The sequence below is a fragment of the Pseudomonas sp. CH61 genome, from assembly GCF_059429415.1.
In genome coordinates this window covers 187,963-204,075 of sequence record NZ_CM182098.1, presented here as the reverse complement: position 1 = coordinate 204,075, position 16,113 = coordinate 187,963, and the positions used below count along the sequence as shown (strand labels likewise).

Sequence of the window (16,113 nt, the reverse complement as noted above, 5' to 3'; positions counted from 1 at the left end):
GTAGATGTACTCCCACTGATTATTTTTATGCGCGGGTGAATCTTCTTTGGTATTCCCTGTAGGAGCTGCCGAAGGCTGCGATCTTTTGATCTTGAAAGATCGCAGCCTTCGGCAGCTCCTACAGGGGTATTGCGTGTATCAGGAGCCGATGTAACTGGTCTTCACGACCGTGTAAAACTCTTGCGCATAGCGGCCTTGCTCACGTGATCCATAGGATGAACCTTTACGGCCACCGAACGGAACGTGGTAATCCACGCCAGCCGTTGGCAGGTTGACCATGACCATCCCGGCTTGCGAATGGCGCTTGAAGTGGTTGGCGTACTTCAACGAGGTGGTTGCAATACCCGCCGACAGACCGAATTCGGTGTCGTTGGCCATTGCCAGCGCCGCGTCGTAGTCAGCCACGCGAACGATGTTGGCCACCGGGCCGAAGATCTCTTCGCGGCTGATGCGCATCGACGCTTCACTGTCGGCAAACAGCGTTGGCGCGAGGAAGTAACCTTCGGTGTCGCAAGTTACCAGACCGCCGCCACTGACCAGACGCGCACCTTCGGACTGGCCGATATCGATGTACTTCATGTCCTGTTCCAGCTGCGCTTGCGAAACCACTGGACCGATATCGGTGCCGGATTTCAGTGCGTGGCCGACCTTGATCGACTTCATGCGCTCGGCCATGGCCTCGACGAACTTGTCGTGAATCCCGGCAGTGACGATCAAACGGCTCGACGCGGTGCAACGCTGTCCGGTGGAGTAGAACGCGCTCTGCACCGACAGCTCGACCGCTTGCTTGAGGTCGGCGTCGTCGAGAATGATCTGCGGGTTCTTGCCGCCCATTTCCAGCTGAACCTTGGCCTGGCGCGACACGCAGTTGACCGCGATCTGACGACCCACGCCCACCGAACCGGTGAAGCTGATGCCGTCGACTTTCGGGCTCTGCACCAGCGCATCGCCAACTACGCGACCGCTGCCCATCACCAGGTTGAACACGCCGGCCGGGAAGCCTGCGCGAGAGATGATTTCCGCCAGTGCCCAGGCGCAACCCGGCACCAGATCGGCCGGTTTCAACACCACGCAGTTGCCGTAGGCCAAGGCTGGTGCGATTTTCCACGCCGGAATCGCGATCGGGAAGTTCCACGGGGTAATCAGACCGACCACGCCCAGCGCTTCGCGGGTCACTTCGACGTTGACGCCCGGACGCACCGACGGCACGTAGTCACCGGACAGGCGCAGGCATTCACCGGCGAAGAATTTGAAGATATTGCCGGCGCGGGTCACTTCGCCGATGGCTTCGGGCAGGGTCTTGCCCTCTTCCCGGGCCAGCAGGGTGCCGAGTTCTTCGCGACGAGCCAGAATCTCAGTTCCGACTTTATCCAGCGAGTCGTGACGGGCCTGAATACCCGAAGTCGAATAGGCCGGGAACGCGGCGCGGGCAGCGTCGATGGCGGCGTGAACCTGAGTCAGGTCAGCCTTGGCGTAATCGCCGATGGTGTCGCTCAGTTCCGACGGGTTGATGTTGGCCGAGTAGTCGGCACCGGCAACCCATTCGCCGTTGATGTAGTTGTCGTAGCGTTTTGCATTTGTCACAGGGGCAGCCCTCAAAACTAAAAGCCTTTACGCAAAAAGCCGCTGATTACTCAGCGGCCGCGTTTTTGTCGGGTGTTACTGCGCACCTTGCTTGTCGATCAGCGCGGCGAGCATTTCGTACTCTTCACCGGTCAGATCGGTCAGCGGCGCCCGCACCGGGCCTGCGTCATAGCCGGCGATTTTTGCGCCTGCCTTGACGATGCTCACGGCGTAACCGGCCTTGCGGTTGCGGATGTCGAGGTACGGCAGGAAGAAGTCGTCGATGATCTTGCCGACGGTGGCGTGATCTTCACGGGCGATCGCGTGGTAGAAGTCCATCGCGGTTTTCGGAATGAAGTTGAACACCGCCGAGGAGTAAACCGGTACGCCCAGCGCCTTGTAGGCAGCTGCGTAGACTTCGGCGGTCGGCAGGCCACCCAGGTAGCTGAAGCGATCACCGAGGCGGCGACGGATCGACACCATCAACTCGATATCGCCCAGACCGTCCTTGTAACCGATCAGGTTCGGGCAGCGCTCGGCCAGACGTTCCAGCAGCGGCGCGGTCAAGCGGCAAACGTTGCGGTTGTAAACGACCACGCCGATGTTGACCGATTTACACACGGCTTCAACGTGAGCAGCAACACCGTCCTGGCTCGCTTCGGTCAGGTAGTGCGGCAGCAGCAACAGGCCTTTGGCGCCCAGACGCTCGGCTTCCTGAGCGTATTCGATGGCCTGACGGGTCGAACCACCGACACCGGCGAGGATCGGCACGCTGGTTTCGCAAGTATCGACGGCAGTCTTGATGATTTCCGAATATTCGCTGGCGGCCAGGGAGAAGAACTCACCGGTGCCCCCGGCGGCGAACAGTGCCGAGGCGCCATACGGAGCCAGCCATTCCAGACGTTCGATGTAGCCTGCGCGGTTGAAATCGCCCTGCGCGTTGAAATCGGTCACCGGAAAAGACAGCAGGCCGGCAGAGAGGATGGACTTCAGTTCTTGTGGATTCATTATTCGAACACCCTGGTAGCAACGTTTTTTGTGATTGGTCCGTTCAGCCTTCGCTGAAGTTGTAGGTCATCGTACAACTTAAATAATAACCGTCAACTGCATTTCATCGTTGTGGGTGTTTTTTTGTCGGACAAAGCTGTTTAAGGCTTGGCAGGAATAGTCGCAAAAGCCCGTATTTAAAGGGTTTTAGCGCAGAAATGTTTGGTCAAGATTCGTTTACTGAGCGCTGGAGAAACGCCGGGTAAGGTGCGACGACTGCCACGAAGGATCGTGGCGGACCTTCGAAGGAAACCGAAATGTCTTTGAATTACGCTGCGCCGACCCTCGCCCAAATCGCTTCCTCTGCCTCTGACACCCTCGCTCTGCAGCTATCCGTGCTGCCCGATGTATTGATCGTACAGGTCCCGGATTCGAGCGATTTTCCGGCGAACTGGAGTGTTTATCCGATTCTCGGCGGCGACCCGGAAGAACCGGAGTGGATTGGTGAAGAAGTGGACACTGGCACTTGGGACGATGCTGAAGACGAGATGGAAAAACTGACGGGGATCGAGTTGCAGATCCCCAAAGAGGCGCTGCGTCCGTACCTGAACAGAGAGGTCGAATTGCGCTACAAGTTTTCCGATGAGTCGAGTATGGAGCCGTTTTCGCAGGTGTTGAGGTTGCGGATCGAGGGCTGAATCTGGTCGTGCGGGAGCTGTGACCGTTCGTCGGAACTGGTATTTCTTACAGGTGCCAGCGATTTTCGAATACTCGCTTAATGACTGAGGAGTAACGAACCGGCTCCGCCCGCGCATCCGCCGCATACGGTCGCTTGCGCTCATTCAAAGGTTTAACAGATAGCGAAAAGGAATTTGATCATGACTGCACAAGTAAACGCGCTCGCTAAACCAGTACTCAAAGAGGCCAAAGACGACGTTCTTTTTGTTGGGAAGTTAGACGGAGACGCTCACGGATTGGTGACTTACGAAAACTCGGTTGTAGGTGACGTCGTTGCGCTGTACGTAAAAACCTCTTCCGGCAACGACTTCGAGACTCATTTCACATTGACTTCAACGACGTCAATGCCCGTCATCTTCGTTATTCCCAAAAATATTTTTGAGAAAAACCTCGTTCCGGGTGCAAACGCCAAGCTTGACTACAGCGTTACCCGCGCCAGTAATGTTTCTGCGTCGCCAGTGCTGACAGTTCGACTCGAACCTTAATTACCCGTCACCCCTGCGCCTGTGCCTCTTCATGGGCCTGGCGCAGTCTTTCACGGCTGTTGGTCAAATGCAGACGCATCGCCGCACGCGCCGCATCGGAATCCTGACGGGCAATCGCGTCGTAGATTTCTTCGTGTTCTCGGCTCAGGCGCCCCATGTAGTGCTGTTGATCATCATGAGCCAGTCGCGCCGAATTCAGCCGCGTACGCGGAATGATGCTGGTGCCCAGGTGGGTCATGATGTCGGTGAAGTAACGGTTGCCGGTGGACAGGGCAATTTCCAGGTGGAAAGCGAAATCTGAAGCCACAGCATCGCTGGCGTGTGCTGCGCTTTCGTTGAGCGCATCGAGCGCGGCGCGCATGGTCGCCAGTTGCTCGGCGCTGCGACGTTGCGCGGCAAGGCCGGCAGATTCCACTTCGAGGCTGATGCGCAATTCGAGAATCGCCAACACATCACGCAGGGTGACGACGGTGGCCGGGTCGATGCGGAAACCACTCGGGCTCGGTGTGTCGAGCACGAAGGTGCCGATGCCGTGGCGGGTTTCCACTTGCCCTGCAGCCTGCAAACGGGAAATCGCCTCGCGCACCACAGTGCGGCTGACGCCATGGGCTTCCATGATCGCCGACTCGGTAGGCAGTTTGTCACCGCGCTTGAGCAGGCCATCGCGGATCTGCTCGCTCAGCACCGTCACCAGTTCCTGGGCCAGGCTGCGGCGTTTGCGCGGGAGACGCGGGGTTTCGATCAGGTTTTCCATGGTGTGCATCTAGTCTCGAAAATTCGGCTTGGAGGCATGATAGCTCAAGCAGGTTGTACGATCACTTTCCGGTTTACATCGCTTTATGTAGGAGTGAGCCTGCTCGCGATGACGTCCGCACATTCAGCATCAATGTGACTGACCCTACGCTATCGCGAGCAGGCTCACTCCTACAGGGGTTTAGCGGTGATCAGGCAGTCACGGTCTGTTCAACCAAATGGCCGCTGTCGATCCGCACATGCCGTGGGTGGAAGCGTTTCAAGCTGCTGCGATGGCCGACACTGACAATGCTCAACCCCGGTATCTGATCAATCAACGCCTGATACAGCGTCGCTTCGTCTTCCTCATCCATCGCCGAAGTGGCTTCGTCCATGTACAGCCACTGTGGTGCGTATAGCAACGCGCGAGCGAAGGCCAGTCGTTGCTGTTCGCCCGGCGAGAGCATGCGTTGCCAGTGATTGGCCTCGTCCAGCCGCGCGACCAGATGCGGCAAGCGGCAGGTTTCCAACACTTGTGCATAACGCTCCGGCGCGTAAGTGTCGCCCGGTTGTGGATAACTCAACGCCTCGCGCAGAGTGCCGATCGGCAGATACGGTTTCTGTGGCAGGAACAGATAACGTGCCGCCGGCAAGCGGATGTTGCCGTGGCCCGCTGGCCACAAATGGCCCATTGCTCGCAACAGCGTCGACTTGCCGCTGCCCGAACGCCCGCTGAGCATCACTCGCTCGCCCGCTTCGACGGTCATGTCGGCATTGGTCAGCAGATGACGACCGTCGGCCAGATCCAGACCGAGGCTGTGCACCTGCAATTCGCTGCCCTGATTCTGCACGTCGATCGCTGGCGTGCGCTCTTCGTTGTCGGTCATGGCCTGACGGAAACTCAGCAGACGATCACAGGTGGCGCGCCAGGAAGCGAGGCTCTGGTACGCACTGATGAACCAGCTGAAACTCTCCTGGACGTTGCCGAATGCCGAGCTGATCTGCATCAGCTCACCCAGCTCGATCTTGCCGGCGAGGTAACGCGGCGAAGCCACGATAAACGGAAAGATAATGGCCGCCTGACTGTAACCAGCGGTGAAAAAGGTCAGGCGCTTGGACACTTTCATGATGTCCCAGAAGTTGTGCCAGACATTGCCGAAGCGGGCGCTCAGACGACGATTTTCGTTCGGCTCACCGTTGTACAACGCGATGCTTTCGGCATTCTCGCGAATCCGCACCATGGAAAAACGCAGGTCGGCTTCAAAGCGTTGTTGTTGGTTGTTCAGACCGATCAAGCGACGACCAATCAAATGCGTCAGCCAACTGCCCACCACCGCATACACCAGCACACACCAGAACATGTAGCCGGGAATGGTGATGCCATAGACTTCGATGCTGCCCGACACGCCCCAGAGAATGATCGAGAATGACACCAGACTGACGATATTGCGCAGCAGGCCGATGCCCAGTTCGAGGGTGTTGGAGGTGAAGTTGTTGAGGTCTTCGGAAATCCGCTGGTCCGGGTTATCGGTGTAACCGCCCTGCTCCAGCTGGTAGTAATTCTTGTCGGCAAGCCAACGCGAGAAATGCTTTTCGGTGAGCCAGGCCCGCCAGCGAATCGTCAGCATCTGAGTCAGATAGAGCCTGTACACGGCACCGACAATTGCCACAGCCGCAATCCCGCAGAAATACAGAATCAAACGCCAGAACGCCACTTCATCCTTCTTTTGCAGGGCGTTGTAAAAATCCTTGTACCAGGTGTTGAACCACACCGAGATGCCCACGCTGAGCAACGACAGCGCGATCACCGCAATCAATAGCGTCCAGGCCTTGCCCTTCTCTTCGCTGCGCCAATAAGGCGTGATGATCGCCCACACTTTGCGAAAAAACTGCCCGCGCACAGCATCGTTGACCGCGGAATATTCAGCGTTCTGATTCATGGATAAGGCTCGATATAGAAAAGAACAGACACGCACCGATCATAGATGATCGGTGCGTTTTATCGCGAGGGCTGGCGATAGTCGTTCAGCGCAGGTTCAGCGACGAACCGGGCGCTTCTGCAGTTTGCGCTGCAGGGTGCGGCGGTGCATGCCCAAAGCGCGGGCAGTGGCGGAGATGTTGCCTTCGTGCTCGGTGAGCACGCGCTGGATGTGTTCCCACTGCAGGCGATCGACCGACATCGGGTTTTCCGGCACCAGACTGTCGAGGTCGGCGTGCTCGGACAACAACGCGGCCAGCACGTCGTCGGCATCGGCCGGCTTGCACAGGTAGTTGCAGGCGCCGCGCTTGATCGCTTCGACCGCGGTGGCGATGCTCGAATAACCGGTGAGGATCACCACGCGCATTTCCGGGTCCAGTTCCAGCAGCTTGGGCAGCAGCACCAGACCGGAGTCGCCGTCCATTTTCAGGTCGAGCGCAGCGTAATCAGGCAGATCGGCCTGGGCGATGGTCAGGCCTTCTTCGGCCGAGCCGGCAGTGCTGACGCGAAAGCCACGCCGAGCCATGGCACGGGCCATCACTCGGGTGAACGTTGCGTCGTCGTCGACCAGCAGCAAATGCGGCAGTTCTTCGCCTTCGACTTGGATTTCGTCACTCATGTTGGTCTCCTCGGGCGCCGTGGGGCAGGCGCAGCTCGGTGAGCGTGCCGCCTTCCTCATGACTATAGAGTTTCACTGAGCCGCCGGCGCGTGTCACGCTGGCCTTGCTCAAAAACAGGCCCAGGCCGAAACCTTTGCCCTTGGTGGTAAAAAACGGTTTGCCGATCTGTTCGGCGATGGCCAGCGGCACACCGGCGCCGTGGTCACGAATGCTGATGGTCAGGTTCTCGACGTCCCAGTCCAGGGTCACTTTGAGGTTTTCCGGACAGGCATCGGCGGCGTTGTTGAGCAAATTCAACAGCGCCTGCGTCAGATCCGGCGGCGGCGCCATGCGCGGCACCGTGCCTTGGCCGAGACGGTGGAAACGGTAACTGGCCTCCGGACGCATCAGGTGCCAGCGGTTCAGCGCTTCGTCGAGCCAGTCGGTGACGTCCTGCATTTCTACTGCCAGACGCCGATTGGCTTCAGCGGCGCGCACCAGTTGCTGCAGGGTTTCTTTGCAGAGTTTGACCTGATCCTGCAGCACCTTCAGATCGTCCTGCAGCATCGGGTCGGGATGATCCTGCTGCATTTCCTTGAGCAACACGCTCATGGTCGCCAGCGGCGTGCCGAGTTCATGCGCAGCGCCGGCGGCTTGAGTGGCGACGGCCAACAATTGCTGATCGCGCAGGCCTTCTTCACGACGGATCGCACGCAATTCTTCCTGACGGCGCAACTCTTCAGCCATGCGCGCGGCGAAGAAGGTGATCACCGCAGCGGCCAGTGCAAAGCTCAGCCACATGCCGTAGATCTGCAAGTTCTCGCGGGCCACTGGCAGGGTTTCCAGCGGATAGAAACGCGTCAGCATTACCGTGTACAGCGCCAGCGCGATGCCGGACAGAATCACCGAATAGCGCCACGGCAGCGTCACCGCAGCGATGGTCAGTGGCACCAGATAATAGGAAACAAAGGGGTTGGTCGAACCGCCGGAGAAGTACAGCAGCGCACTGTGGATCACCAGATCACAGGCCAGTTGCAGCGCATATTCGAGTTCCGTCACTGGCCACGAAGTTCGCAGGCGCACGGCAGTGAACACGCAAAGCAGCGTCGAGCAGCCAAGGGTCATCGCCAGTTGCACCCACGGCAACGGCAGCAGTTGCAGCCAGTAGGCCAGGCCTACGGAGCCAGCCTGCGCGGCGAGCACCAGAGTGCGGATGAAAGTCAGCCGCCAGAGGTTCTGGCGAGTGGCGGAAGTCAATTGTACGGGGGCGAGCATGAGCTCTCCTGATGAGCGCTCCAGGCGGATCGCACGGAGTATAACCAAGCCGCGGGCTTGAGAGGCGAAAGTGCGGCAAACGACCACATGGCGAAAACATCTTCGGCGGCTATAAGGGCCTCTTCGCGAGCAGGCTCGCTCCCACCTTTGAAATGCATTCCCCTGTGGGAGCGAGCCTGCTCGCGATTGGCTGCGCAGCAGCCCCGGCCATCTGTATAGAAGTTGTAACTGGGCGAACCGGATCATAAAAGCTAGAGTCTGATGGTTTCACGCAGGCCCCCGAATCATCACCTGCGCCCTCATCAAGGAGCTTTCATGCACACATTTCGCCGCAGCGCCGCCCTTCTCGCCCTCACCATCGGCAGCGTCGCCAGCCTTCCGGCCCTCGCCGCCGATGAGCTGCACTACAACCAGATTTCCCTGCGCGCCGAAGTCAGCACGGAAGTCGCCCGCGACCTGATGATCGTCACCCTCTACACCGAAGAGCAAAACACCGACCCGGCGAAACTCGCCGCCGACGTCAGCACCACCATGAACAAGGCCCTGGCCCAGGCCAAGCAAGTCAAAGACATCACCCTGCGCCAAGGCAGCCGCAACAGCTACCCGATCTACGACACCAAGGGCCAGAAGATCACCGGCTGGCGTGAACGCGCCGAACTGCGCCTGGAAAGCTCTGACTTCGCCGCGCTGTCCAAACTCACCGGCGAACTGCTGGGCGACCTGAAAATGGGCGGCATGGACTTCGCCATCGCCGACCCGACCCGCAAATCCAGTGAAGACCAGTTGCTCAAAGAGGCCGTGACCGCCTTCAAGGCCCGCGCGCAGCTTGCCACCGATGCGCTGGGCGGCAAGGGCTACAAAATCGTCAACCTGAACCTCAACAGCAACGGTTATCCACAACCGTACCTGCGCGCACCGATGATGATGAAAGCGGCGGCGATGGACTCGGCGCCGGTGACGCCGGAAGTTGAAGCGGGTACGAGCCAGGTCAGCATGACCGCTGATGGTTCGATTGAAGTGTTGATGCAGTGATGTGATTCGAGCTGAATAAAAAACCGCCGATCTGTGAAGGGTCGGCGGTTTTTTTGTGCCCGCAAATTTTGTGTTGAATGTTCCGTCGCCATCGCGAGCAGGCTCACTCCTACACTTTGGAATGCATTCCCCTGTAGGAGTGAGCCTGCTCGCGATGAACGATAACGCGATCGTCAGCCCTGCGGATCAACCCGATCCAGCGCCCGATTCACCGCCAGCTCGGCCAGCATGATGATCTGCTGAATCGCCAACGCCGTATGACGCTCAGGCCGGCCCAATTGATCGGCAAAATTACCCGTTAGCGTGTTCGCCGACGCGAGTGACTCACAGGCATGCGCCAGCAGGCTTTCGGTGTCGATGTTCGGCTGGATCAGGAACATCGTGCTGGGTTGGCGGGGTTTGAGGGGTTCGGGGCTGAGGTAGAAATCCAGGGCGCGCTTGATGGCTTCGCGGGTTTTGATCTGGTCGTCGGCGCGGATGGCGTCTTCGAGTGGGGTATCGAGGGGTGGGTCAGGTATCAATTTATCCATGAAAAATTTCCTTATGAACTGACGCCATTCATTTCCGATCTCACTCGAGAAATGAGGTGGCAACTATGTACGGAGTGAGATTACCGGTAAGGAAACCAACCCGGCCGGACAAAAGTCCGCCCGTACATAGCCGCCATAAAAACTGCTGACAGCATGAGCTGGCGGCGATTATGAGGTGGCTTGTGCAGGTTTCCAAATTCAATAACCGGGAATCTCACCTCCCGATCGCTGAGTTTTCAGCGACACTCTGAGACTAGAGAGCCCACGTCCGACGGACAACCTGAAAACCTTGTGGGAAGGTTCTGGTTATTTGACACAAATTTAAACAGCCAAAAGCCAACCCTCACCCTAGCCCTCTCCCGGAGGGAGAGGGGACTGACCGTGGTGTTTGGGAGAGCTACGCCGACTTGAAATACCGAGTCGAACTCAGATTCTGAAACAGATCAAAAGCCCCTCACCCTAGCCCTCTCCCGGAGGGAGAGGGGACTGACCGAGGTGTTTGGGAGAGTTACGCCGACTTGGAATACCGAGGCGAACTCAGATTCTGAGAGGCCCACCATCGGCTCCCTCTCCCTCGGGAGAGGGCTGGGGTGAGGGGCGAATTCACCACAAAACCAAAGCCGAACACCCGCTCTTCACCACTCACAGGATGAGCGTTAGCTCGGCTGCAGCTCTTGATCTTGATCCACGGGCGACGTCGGAAGGCTGAGTGGAGGGATTGATCCGGGCGTGGGAGCGCAGCGACCGTTTGGCGCAGCCAAACACAGCGAGAGGAGGTGCAGCGAAGCAAACCGTAGGCGCTGCGCCCGGATCGATCCCGGAGCGAAGGAACCCCGAGCCCCAGCGAGCGGGCCGCACGTAGGAGCAAGCCTTTTTGGTTACTTTTTCGGCGTCTGGAAAAAGTGACCCGCCGTAAGGGCCATCCCTTTCAAGGTCTTTTCGTTTTGGCAGCCTTGATAACTCTGTCCGTTGAAACATGAGCATGGACCGCTGTACCTTGAACCCATGTCTTGGGTTTAGGCACCTTGGGACCGCGGGGGCTTTTCGCAACTTGTTTGGGCTGGATGTTTCTGGCCAGCTCCAACAAGCGCTGGGCCAGTTGCTCCAGAGGGACAACGGGAAGATATTCCGAGGGCAGCGCAATCTGCATTCCCTCATAACCACTCCTGACCTGAACCGCCAAGTGATAGATGGAGGCTTCCCATCCTTCAGGCTGAGTCTCCCGGTGAGCTTGCTCGACACTTCGTTTGAGGACGGCCAGGACGTTGTAAGCCAATACCGCAGTGGCGAACCCGAGCAAGGCAGCCTTTGGGCTGCCAAGGGTTTCGATTTCACTTTCCAGAATCGCTTCCAGTCGCTGGAACATACCTTCAATGCTCCAGCGGCGGCGATAGAGCTCTGCGATCTGCTGTGCACTGACGCTTTGGGGTAGGTTGCTCCAGAACATCAAGCTGCTGTCTCCCGAGTCCGTTGGCGAATGAAGCGTCAGTTCGACACGCCGACATTGGTAACCGCCTCTGACCTGGATGATCTGCTCACGCACAGTGCCTGTTTCCACAGGCACCGGCTCTTGCCACTCACCTTCTTGAATCAAGCGTGGATGCTTGGCTTGCTGGCGAATGACAAAGGAGGTCTGGGCCTGCTCACAAGCTTCCATGACCGGGAGCGTGCAATAGAGTCGATCAGCCAACCACACTTGGCCCGGCTCGGCATCAGCCAACAGCGGCAGCACGCAAACACGCTCGCTTGCGTAGGCATCCTCACACGCCTGAAGGTCGATGACCTGATCGAGGTCGGGGTCGTAGGCCACCACCGAAAAACCGGGACGAGCGGCGCCGCGCTCGTGACGTAAAGCTCCCAGACGTTTCTCAGTGGATGCCAAGTGATTACCGTCCACTACCCGAACCTGCCAACCCGGCAGCATCGTCGTGCAACCCAGCTCTTTTATGGTTGGAGTCAGGCGTTGAGCGCAGCCCGTAACCAGGGCGCGCAACAGCGCCGGCTCGGTACGACTGATCTTGTCGTAGAGAGCCGCCAAACTGACAGGAAGATCTTCCAGTTGCCGCGCGGCGGCGTGCAGGGATGGCTTCAGGCCCAATGAAACAAGGGACATCAGCTTGATGATGGTCGAGAACAGCAGCTCACGAGAATACTGCCGTTGCCGATGCTCTTCGAAAACCTGATCGACCCACTCAGGGGCAATAGCCTGCTCCAGCGCCAATTTAGCCATGACACTGGCAGGTGCTTTTTTCTCGAAACGCGCTAGAACATCGGCCCACATCGTTTGGGGATCCCTGAATGAAATTTCAGGGGATTTTACCGAAGACCTTGAAAGGGATGGCCGTAAGGGCGGAACCCTAAGCAGCCCTAACCGCAGCAACGGATATACCCACAAAACTCCAGATATACCGAGTTAGACACCTCCCCAAGAAAAACGATATTTCCGAACACCCCCAGATCCCCGCTAACCTCAACCAACAACCACCTCCAATCTCCCCGGGGACTCCATGCCAAGATTCACCCTCAAACCGCTCTTGATCTCCCTGGCCCTGGCCACAACCGCCCCACTGGCAAACGCCGCCACCACCCTGGTCTACTGCTCCGAAGCCAGCCCGGCGGGCTTCGACCCCAGCCAATACACCAGCGGTACCGACTTCGACGCCTCCGCCGAAACCGTCTTCAACCGCCTGACCCAATTCAAACGCGGCGGCACCGACATCGAACCCGGCCTGGCAACAAAATGGGACATCTCCAACGATGGCCTGCAATACACCTTCCACCTGCGCCAAAACGCAAAATTCCACACCACCGACTACTTCAAACCGACCCGCGACTTCAACGCCGACGACGTGCTCTTCACCTTCCAGCGCCTGCTCGACCCGGACAACGCCTTCCGCAAGGCCTACCCCGCCGAATCCCCGTACTTCACCGACATGGGCCTGAACACCACGATCAAATCGGTAGAAAAACTCGACGAAAACACCGTGCGCTTCAACCTCAACAACGTCGACGCCGCCTTCGTGCAAAACCTCGCCATGAGCTTCGCCTCGGTGCAATCGGCTGAATACGCCGCCCAACTGTTGAAGGAAGGCAAAGCCGCCGACCTCAACCAGAAGCCGATCGGCACCGGCCCGTTCGTGTTCAAGCGCTACCAGAAGGATTCGCAAATCCGCTATGCCGCCAACACCGCCTACTGGAAACCCGAAGACGTCAAAATCGATAACCTGATCTTCTCGATCACCCCCGACGCCGCCGTACGCCTGCAAAAACTCAAGGCCGGCGAATGTCAGGTCAGCGGCTACCCACGCCCGGCCGACATCGAAGTGATGGAAAAAGACCCAAACCTGCGCGTGCTCAAGCAGGCCGGTTTCAACCTCGGCTTCCTCGCCTACAACACCACCCACGCGCCTCTGGATCAGCTTAAAGTCCGGCAGGCGCTGGACATGGCCATCGACAAACCGGCAATCATCAAAGCCGTTTACCAAAGCGCCGGCCAGTTGGCCCAAAACGCTTTGCCGCCGGCGCAATGGTCGTATGACCCGAACATCAAGGATGCGCCCTACGATCCGGTCAAAGCGCGGGTGCTACTGAAAGAAGCAGGGGTTGCACCGGGTACAACCATCAACCTTTGGGCAATGACAGTGCAACGCGCGTCCAACCCGAATGCGCGGATGTCGGCGCAGATGATCCAGCAGGATTGGGAGAAGATCGGCATCAAGGCCAACATCGTCAGCTATGAATGGGGCGAGTACATCAAACGCGCGAAAAATGGCGAACACGACGCCATGATCTATGGTTGGACAGGTGACAACGGTGACCCGGACAACTGGCTTGGCGTGCTTTACAGCTGCGCAGCGGTAAAAGGCAGCAACTACGCCAAATGGTGTGATCCGACCTACGACAAACTGGTGCAACAGGCCAAATTGTCCACCGACAAAGATCAACGAGTAAAACTGTATCAACAGGCGCAACTGATCCTTAAACAGCAAGTGCCGATCACGCCGATTGCCAACTCCACGGTGTTCCAGCCGCTGCGCAAGGAAGTCACCGACTTCCGGATCAGCCCGTTCGGTCTAACCCCGTTCTATGGCGTGGGTATAAATAAGTAACACCAAGCCCCAAGGCGGCGCGCACAACGTGACCAATGCACCGTTTTGGGGCTTCATTTGCACCGTAAAAACCACCCGCAAACGGTCAAATGCGTCAGAAGTTATACAGATGCGACATTAAGGTACGTTCGTGCCACGCTTTGAGGCCGGCAGTCACTCTGGATCTTGCAATGGGTATGGCCCCTGCATAAGTATCCGCAGGCACGACTCACGAGGTCGTACCTCACAACTAAAAAATGACAACAAATCATGAGGCCAACATGCTTAAACACGCGGTCATTCCGTTTTTAGTCGGCGCAGGCTTGTTAGCCTCCGCACCTTTCGCATCCGCTGCGACTAACCTGGTGTTCTGCTCCGAAGGCAGCCCGGCCGGTTTCGACCCAGGCCAGTACACCACCGGAACCGACTTCGACGCCTCAGCCGAAACCATGTTCAACCGCCTGACCCAGTTCGAGCGCGGCGGCACCGCCGTGATTCCTGGTCTGGCGACCAAGTGGGACATTTCCGATGATGGCCTGACGTACACCTTCCACCTGCGTGAAGGCGTCAAGTTCCACACCACCCCGTATTTCAAGCCGACTCGTGAGTTCAACGCCGACGACGTGCTGTTCACCTTCAATCGCATGATTAACAAGGATGACCCGTTCCGTAAGGCGTACCCGACCGAATTCCCGTACTTCACCGACATGGGGATGGACACCAACATCACCAAGATCGATAAAGTCGACGACCACACCGTCAAGTTCACGTTGAAAGAAGTGGATGCCGCGTTCATCCAGAACATGGCCATGAGCTTCGCCTCGGTGCAGTCCGCCGAGTACGCAGCGCAGCTGCTGAAAGAAGGCAAGGCTGCCGACATCAACCAGAAGCCGATCGGCACTGGTCCGTTCGTGTTCAAGAGCTACCAGAAAGATTCCAACATCCGTTACACCGGCAACAAGGATTACTGGAAGCCTGAGGATGTGAAGATCGACAACCTGATCTTCGCCATCACCACCGACCCGTCGGTACGTATTCAGAAGCTGAAAAAGAACGAGTGCCAGGTCACCCTGTTCCCGCGTCCAGCCGACCTGAAAGCGCTGAAAGAAGACAAAACCCTGAAAATGCCTGACCAGGCTGGTTTCAACCTGGGTTACATCGCCTACAACGTGATGGACAAGGTCAAGGGCAGCAACGAAGCCAACCCGCTGGCAGACCTGCGTGTACGTCAGGCGCTGGACATGGCGGTGAACAAGCCGCAGATCATCGACTCGGTTTACCAGGGCGCCGGCCAACTGGCCGTCAATGCCATGCCGCCGACCCAGTGGTCTTACGACACCACCATAAAGGACGCCAAGTACGATCCTGAGAAAGCCAAACAGCTGCTCAAGGAAGCCGGCGTCAAGGAAGGTACCGAGATCGTGCTGTGGGCGATGCCGGTGCAGCGTCCATACAACCCGAACGCCAAACTGATGGCTGAAATGCTCCAGTCCGACTGGGCCAAGATCGGCTTGAAAGTGAAGATCACCAGCTACGAGTGGGGCGAGTACATCAAGCGCTCCAAAGGTGGCGAGAACCAGGCCATGATCATTGGCTGGAGCGGTGACAATGGTGATCCGGACAACTGGCTGAACGTGCTGTTCGGCTGCGACTCGCTCAGCGGCAACAACTTCTCCAAGTGGTGCGACAAGAAGTTCGATGGCCTCGTCAAAGAAGCCAAGCGTACAACCGACCAAGGTAAGCGCACCGAACTGTACAAAGAGGCACAACACGTCCTCAAAGATGCAGTCCCGATGACACCTATCGCTCACTCGACGGTGTATCAACCCATGCGCGCCAACGTGCAGGACTTCAAGATCAGCCCATTCGGCTTGAACTCCTTCTACGGCGTCAGCGTCAGCAAATAAGGCACTGCAACGGCGACGTTTTTGACGTCGCCGTTGTTTTACCTGCCGGGAAGTTAGGAAATTGCCTACAACCAATTCCGCTGCGGATTACCACAGTGGTATAGGACGCGTCGCCTTTTCCTACGAGCTTTAAGGCATTTACGCATTTACTGCCAGGACCGCGGCCCCTACCGTCGGGTACTGACCAGTTTCTGCGTGG

At 58.0% G+C, this 16,113-nt stretch carries 13 protein-coding genes; 5 read left to right on the top strand and 8 right to left on the bottom strand.

Translation table 11 applies throughout. The features are described from left to right. Positions 1-138: 138 nt before the first annotated feature. Positions 139-1,584, bottom strand: coding sequence for an aldehyde dehydrogenase family protein (locus AC5SEM_RS00830; RefSeq protein ID WP_034154458.1), 1,446 nt, complete (start codon positions 1,582-1,584; stop codon positions 139-141). Between the two features lie 75 nt (positions 1,585-1,659). Next, complete coding sequence (gene kdgD, locus AC5SEM_RS00825) at positions 1,660-2,571, bottom strand: 5-dehydro-4-deoxyglucarate dehydratase (protein WP_495471967.1); 912 nt, start codon at positions 2,569-2,571, stop codon at positions 1,660-1,662. A 296-nt stretch (positions 2,572-2,867) separates the two neighbouring features. Here kdgD and AC5SEM_RS00820 point away from each other — a divergent pair, with 296 nt between their 5' ends. Then, positions 2,868-3,248 carry a hypothetical protein gene (locus AC5SEM_RS00820; RefSeq protein WP_495471966.1) on the top strand — a complete coding sequence of 127 codons (381 nt, stop codon included), beginning with the start codon at positions 2,868-2,870 and terminating at the stop codon, positions 3,246-3,248. A gap of 180 nt (positions 3,249-3,428) precedes the next feature. Continuing rightward, a complete protein-coding gene (locus AC5SEM_RS00815) occupies positions 3,429-3,773 on the top strand; it encodes a hypothetical protein (protein ID WP_495471965.1) in 345 nt (114 codons plus the stop codon). Positions 3,774-3,780: 7 nt separating this feature from the next. On the opposite strand, the gene AC5SEM_RS00810 is transcribed toward AC5SEM_RS00815, so the two are convergent. From AC5SEM_RS00810 to AC5SEM_RS00795, 4 genes are all read right to left on the bottom strand, one after another. Next, entirely contained in the window at positions 3,781-4,527 is a 747-nt protein-coding gene (locus tag AC5SEM_RS00810; protein WP_180988119.1) for a FadR/GntR family transcriptional regulator, read from the bottom strand. Between the two features lie 190 nt (positions 4,528-4,717). Beyond that, positions 4,718-6,445: an ABC transporter ATP-binding protein/permease gene (locus tag AC5SEM_RS00805; RefSeq protein ID WP_495471964.1), complete on the bottom strand. Its 1,728-nt coding sequence runs from the start codon at positions 6,443-6,445 to the stop codon at positions 4,718-4,720. Between the two features lie 96 nt (positions 6,446-6,541). After that, complete coding sequence (locus tag AC5SEM_RS00800) at positions 6,542-7,102, bottom strand: response regulator transcription factor (protein WP_003221630.1); 561 nt, start codon at positions 7,100-7,102, stop codon at positions 6,542-6,544. Beyond that, positions 7,095-8,357: an ATP-binding protein gene (locus AC5SEM_RS00795; RefSeq protein ID WP_007915316.1), complete on the bottom strand. Its 1,263-nt coding sequence runs from the start codon at positions 8,355-8,357 to the stop codon at positions 7,095-7,097. Before AC5SEM_RS00795 ends, AC5SEM_RS00800 begins: the two co-directional genes overlap by 8 nt. A gap of 315 nt (positions 8,358-8,672) precedes the next feature. Between AC5SEM_RS00795 and AC5SEM_RS00790 the strand changes: the two genes are divergently transcribed. Beyond that, complete coding sequence (locus AC5SEM_RS00790) at positions 8,673-9,389, top strand: SIMPL domain-containing protein (protein WP_116029459.1); 717 nt, start codon at positions 8,673-8,675, stop codon at positions 9,387-9,389. Positions 9,390-9,562: 173 nt separating this feature from the next. Here AC5SEM_RS00790 and AC5SEM_RS00785 read toward each other — a convergent pair whose 3' ends face one another. After that, a complete protein-coding gene (locus tag AC5SEM_RS00785; RefSeq protein ID WP_495471963.1) occupies positions 9,563-9,919 on the bottom strand; it encodes a DUF6124 family protein in 357 nt (118 codons plus the stop codon). A gap of 928 nt (positions 9,920-10,847) precedes the next feature. Continuing rightward, the gene (locus AC5SEM_RS00780) at positions 10,848-12,149 is read right to left on the bottom strand and encodes an IS4 family transposase (protein WP_077571455.1); all 1,302 of its coding nucleotides are present in this window, start codon (positions 12,147-12,149) and stop codon (positions 10,848-10,850) included. A 277-nt stretch (positions 12,150-12,426) separates the two neighbouring features. Between AC5SEM_RS00780 and AC5SEM_RS00775 the strand changes: the two genes are divergently transcribed. Further along, positions 12,427-14,028, top strand: coding sequence for an ABC transporter substrate-binding protein (locus AC5SEM_RS00775; RefSeq protein ID WP_495471962.1), 1,602 nt, complete (start codon positions 12,427-12,429; stop codon positions 14,026-14,028). A 260-nt stretch (positions 14,029-14,288) separates the two neighbouring features. After that, positions 14,289-15,914, top strand: a complete 1,626-nt coding sequence (locus AC5SEM_RS00770; protein WP_077571094.1) for an ABC transporter substrate-binding protein — start codon at positions 14,289-14,291, stop codon at positions 15,912-15,914. Positions 15,915-16,113: the final 199 nt, after the last annotated feature.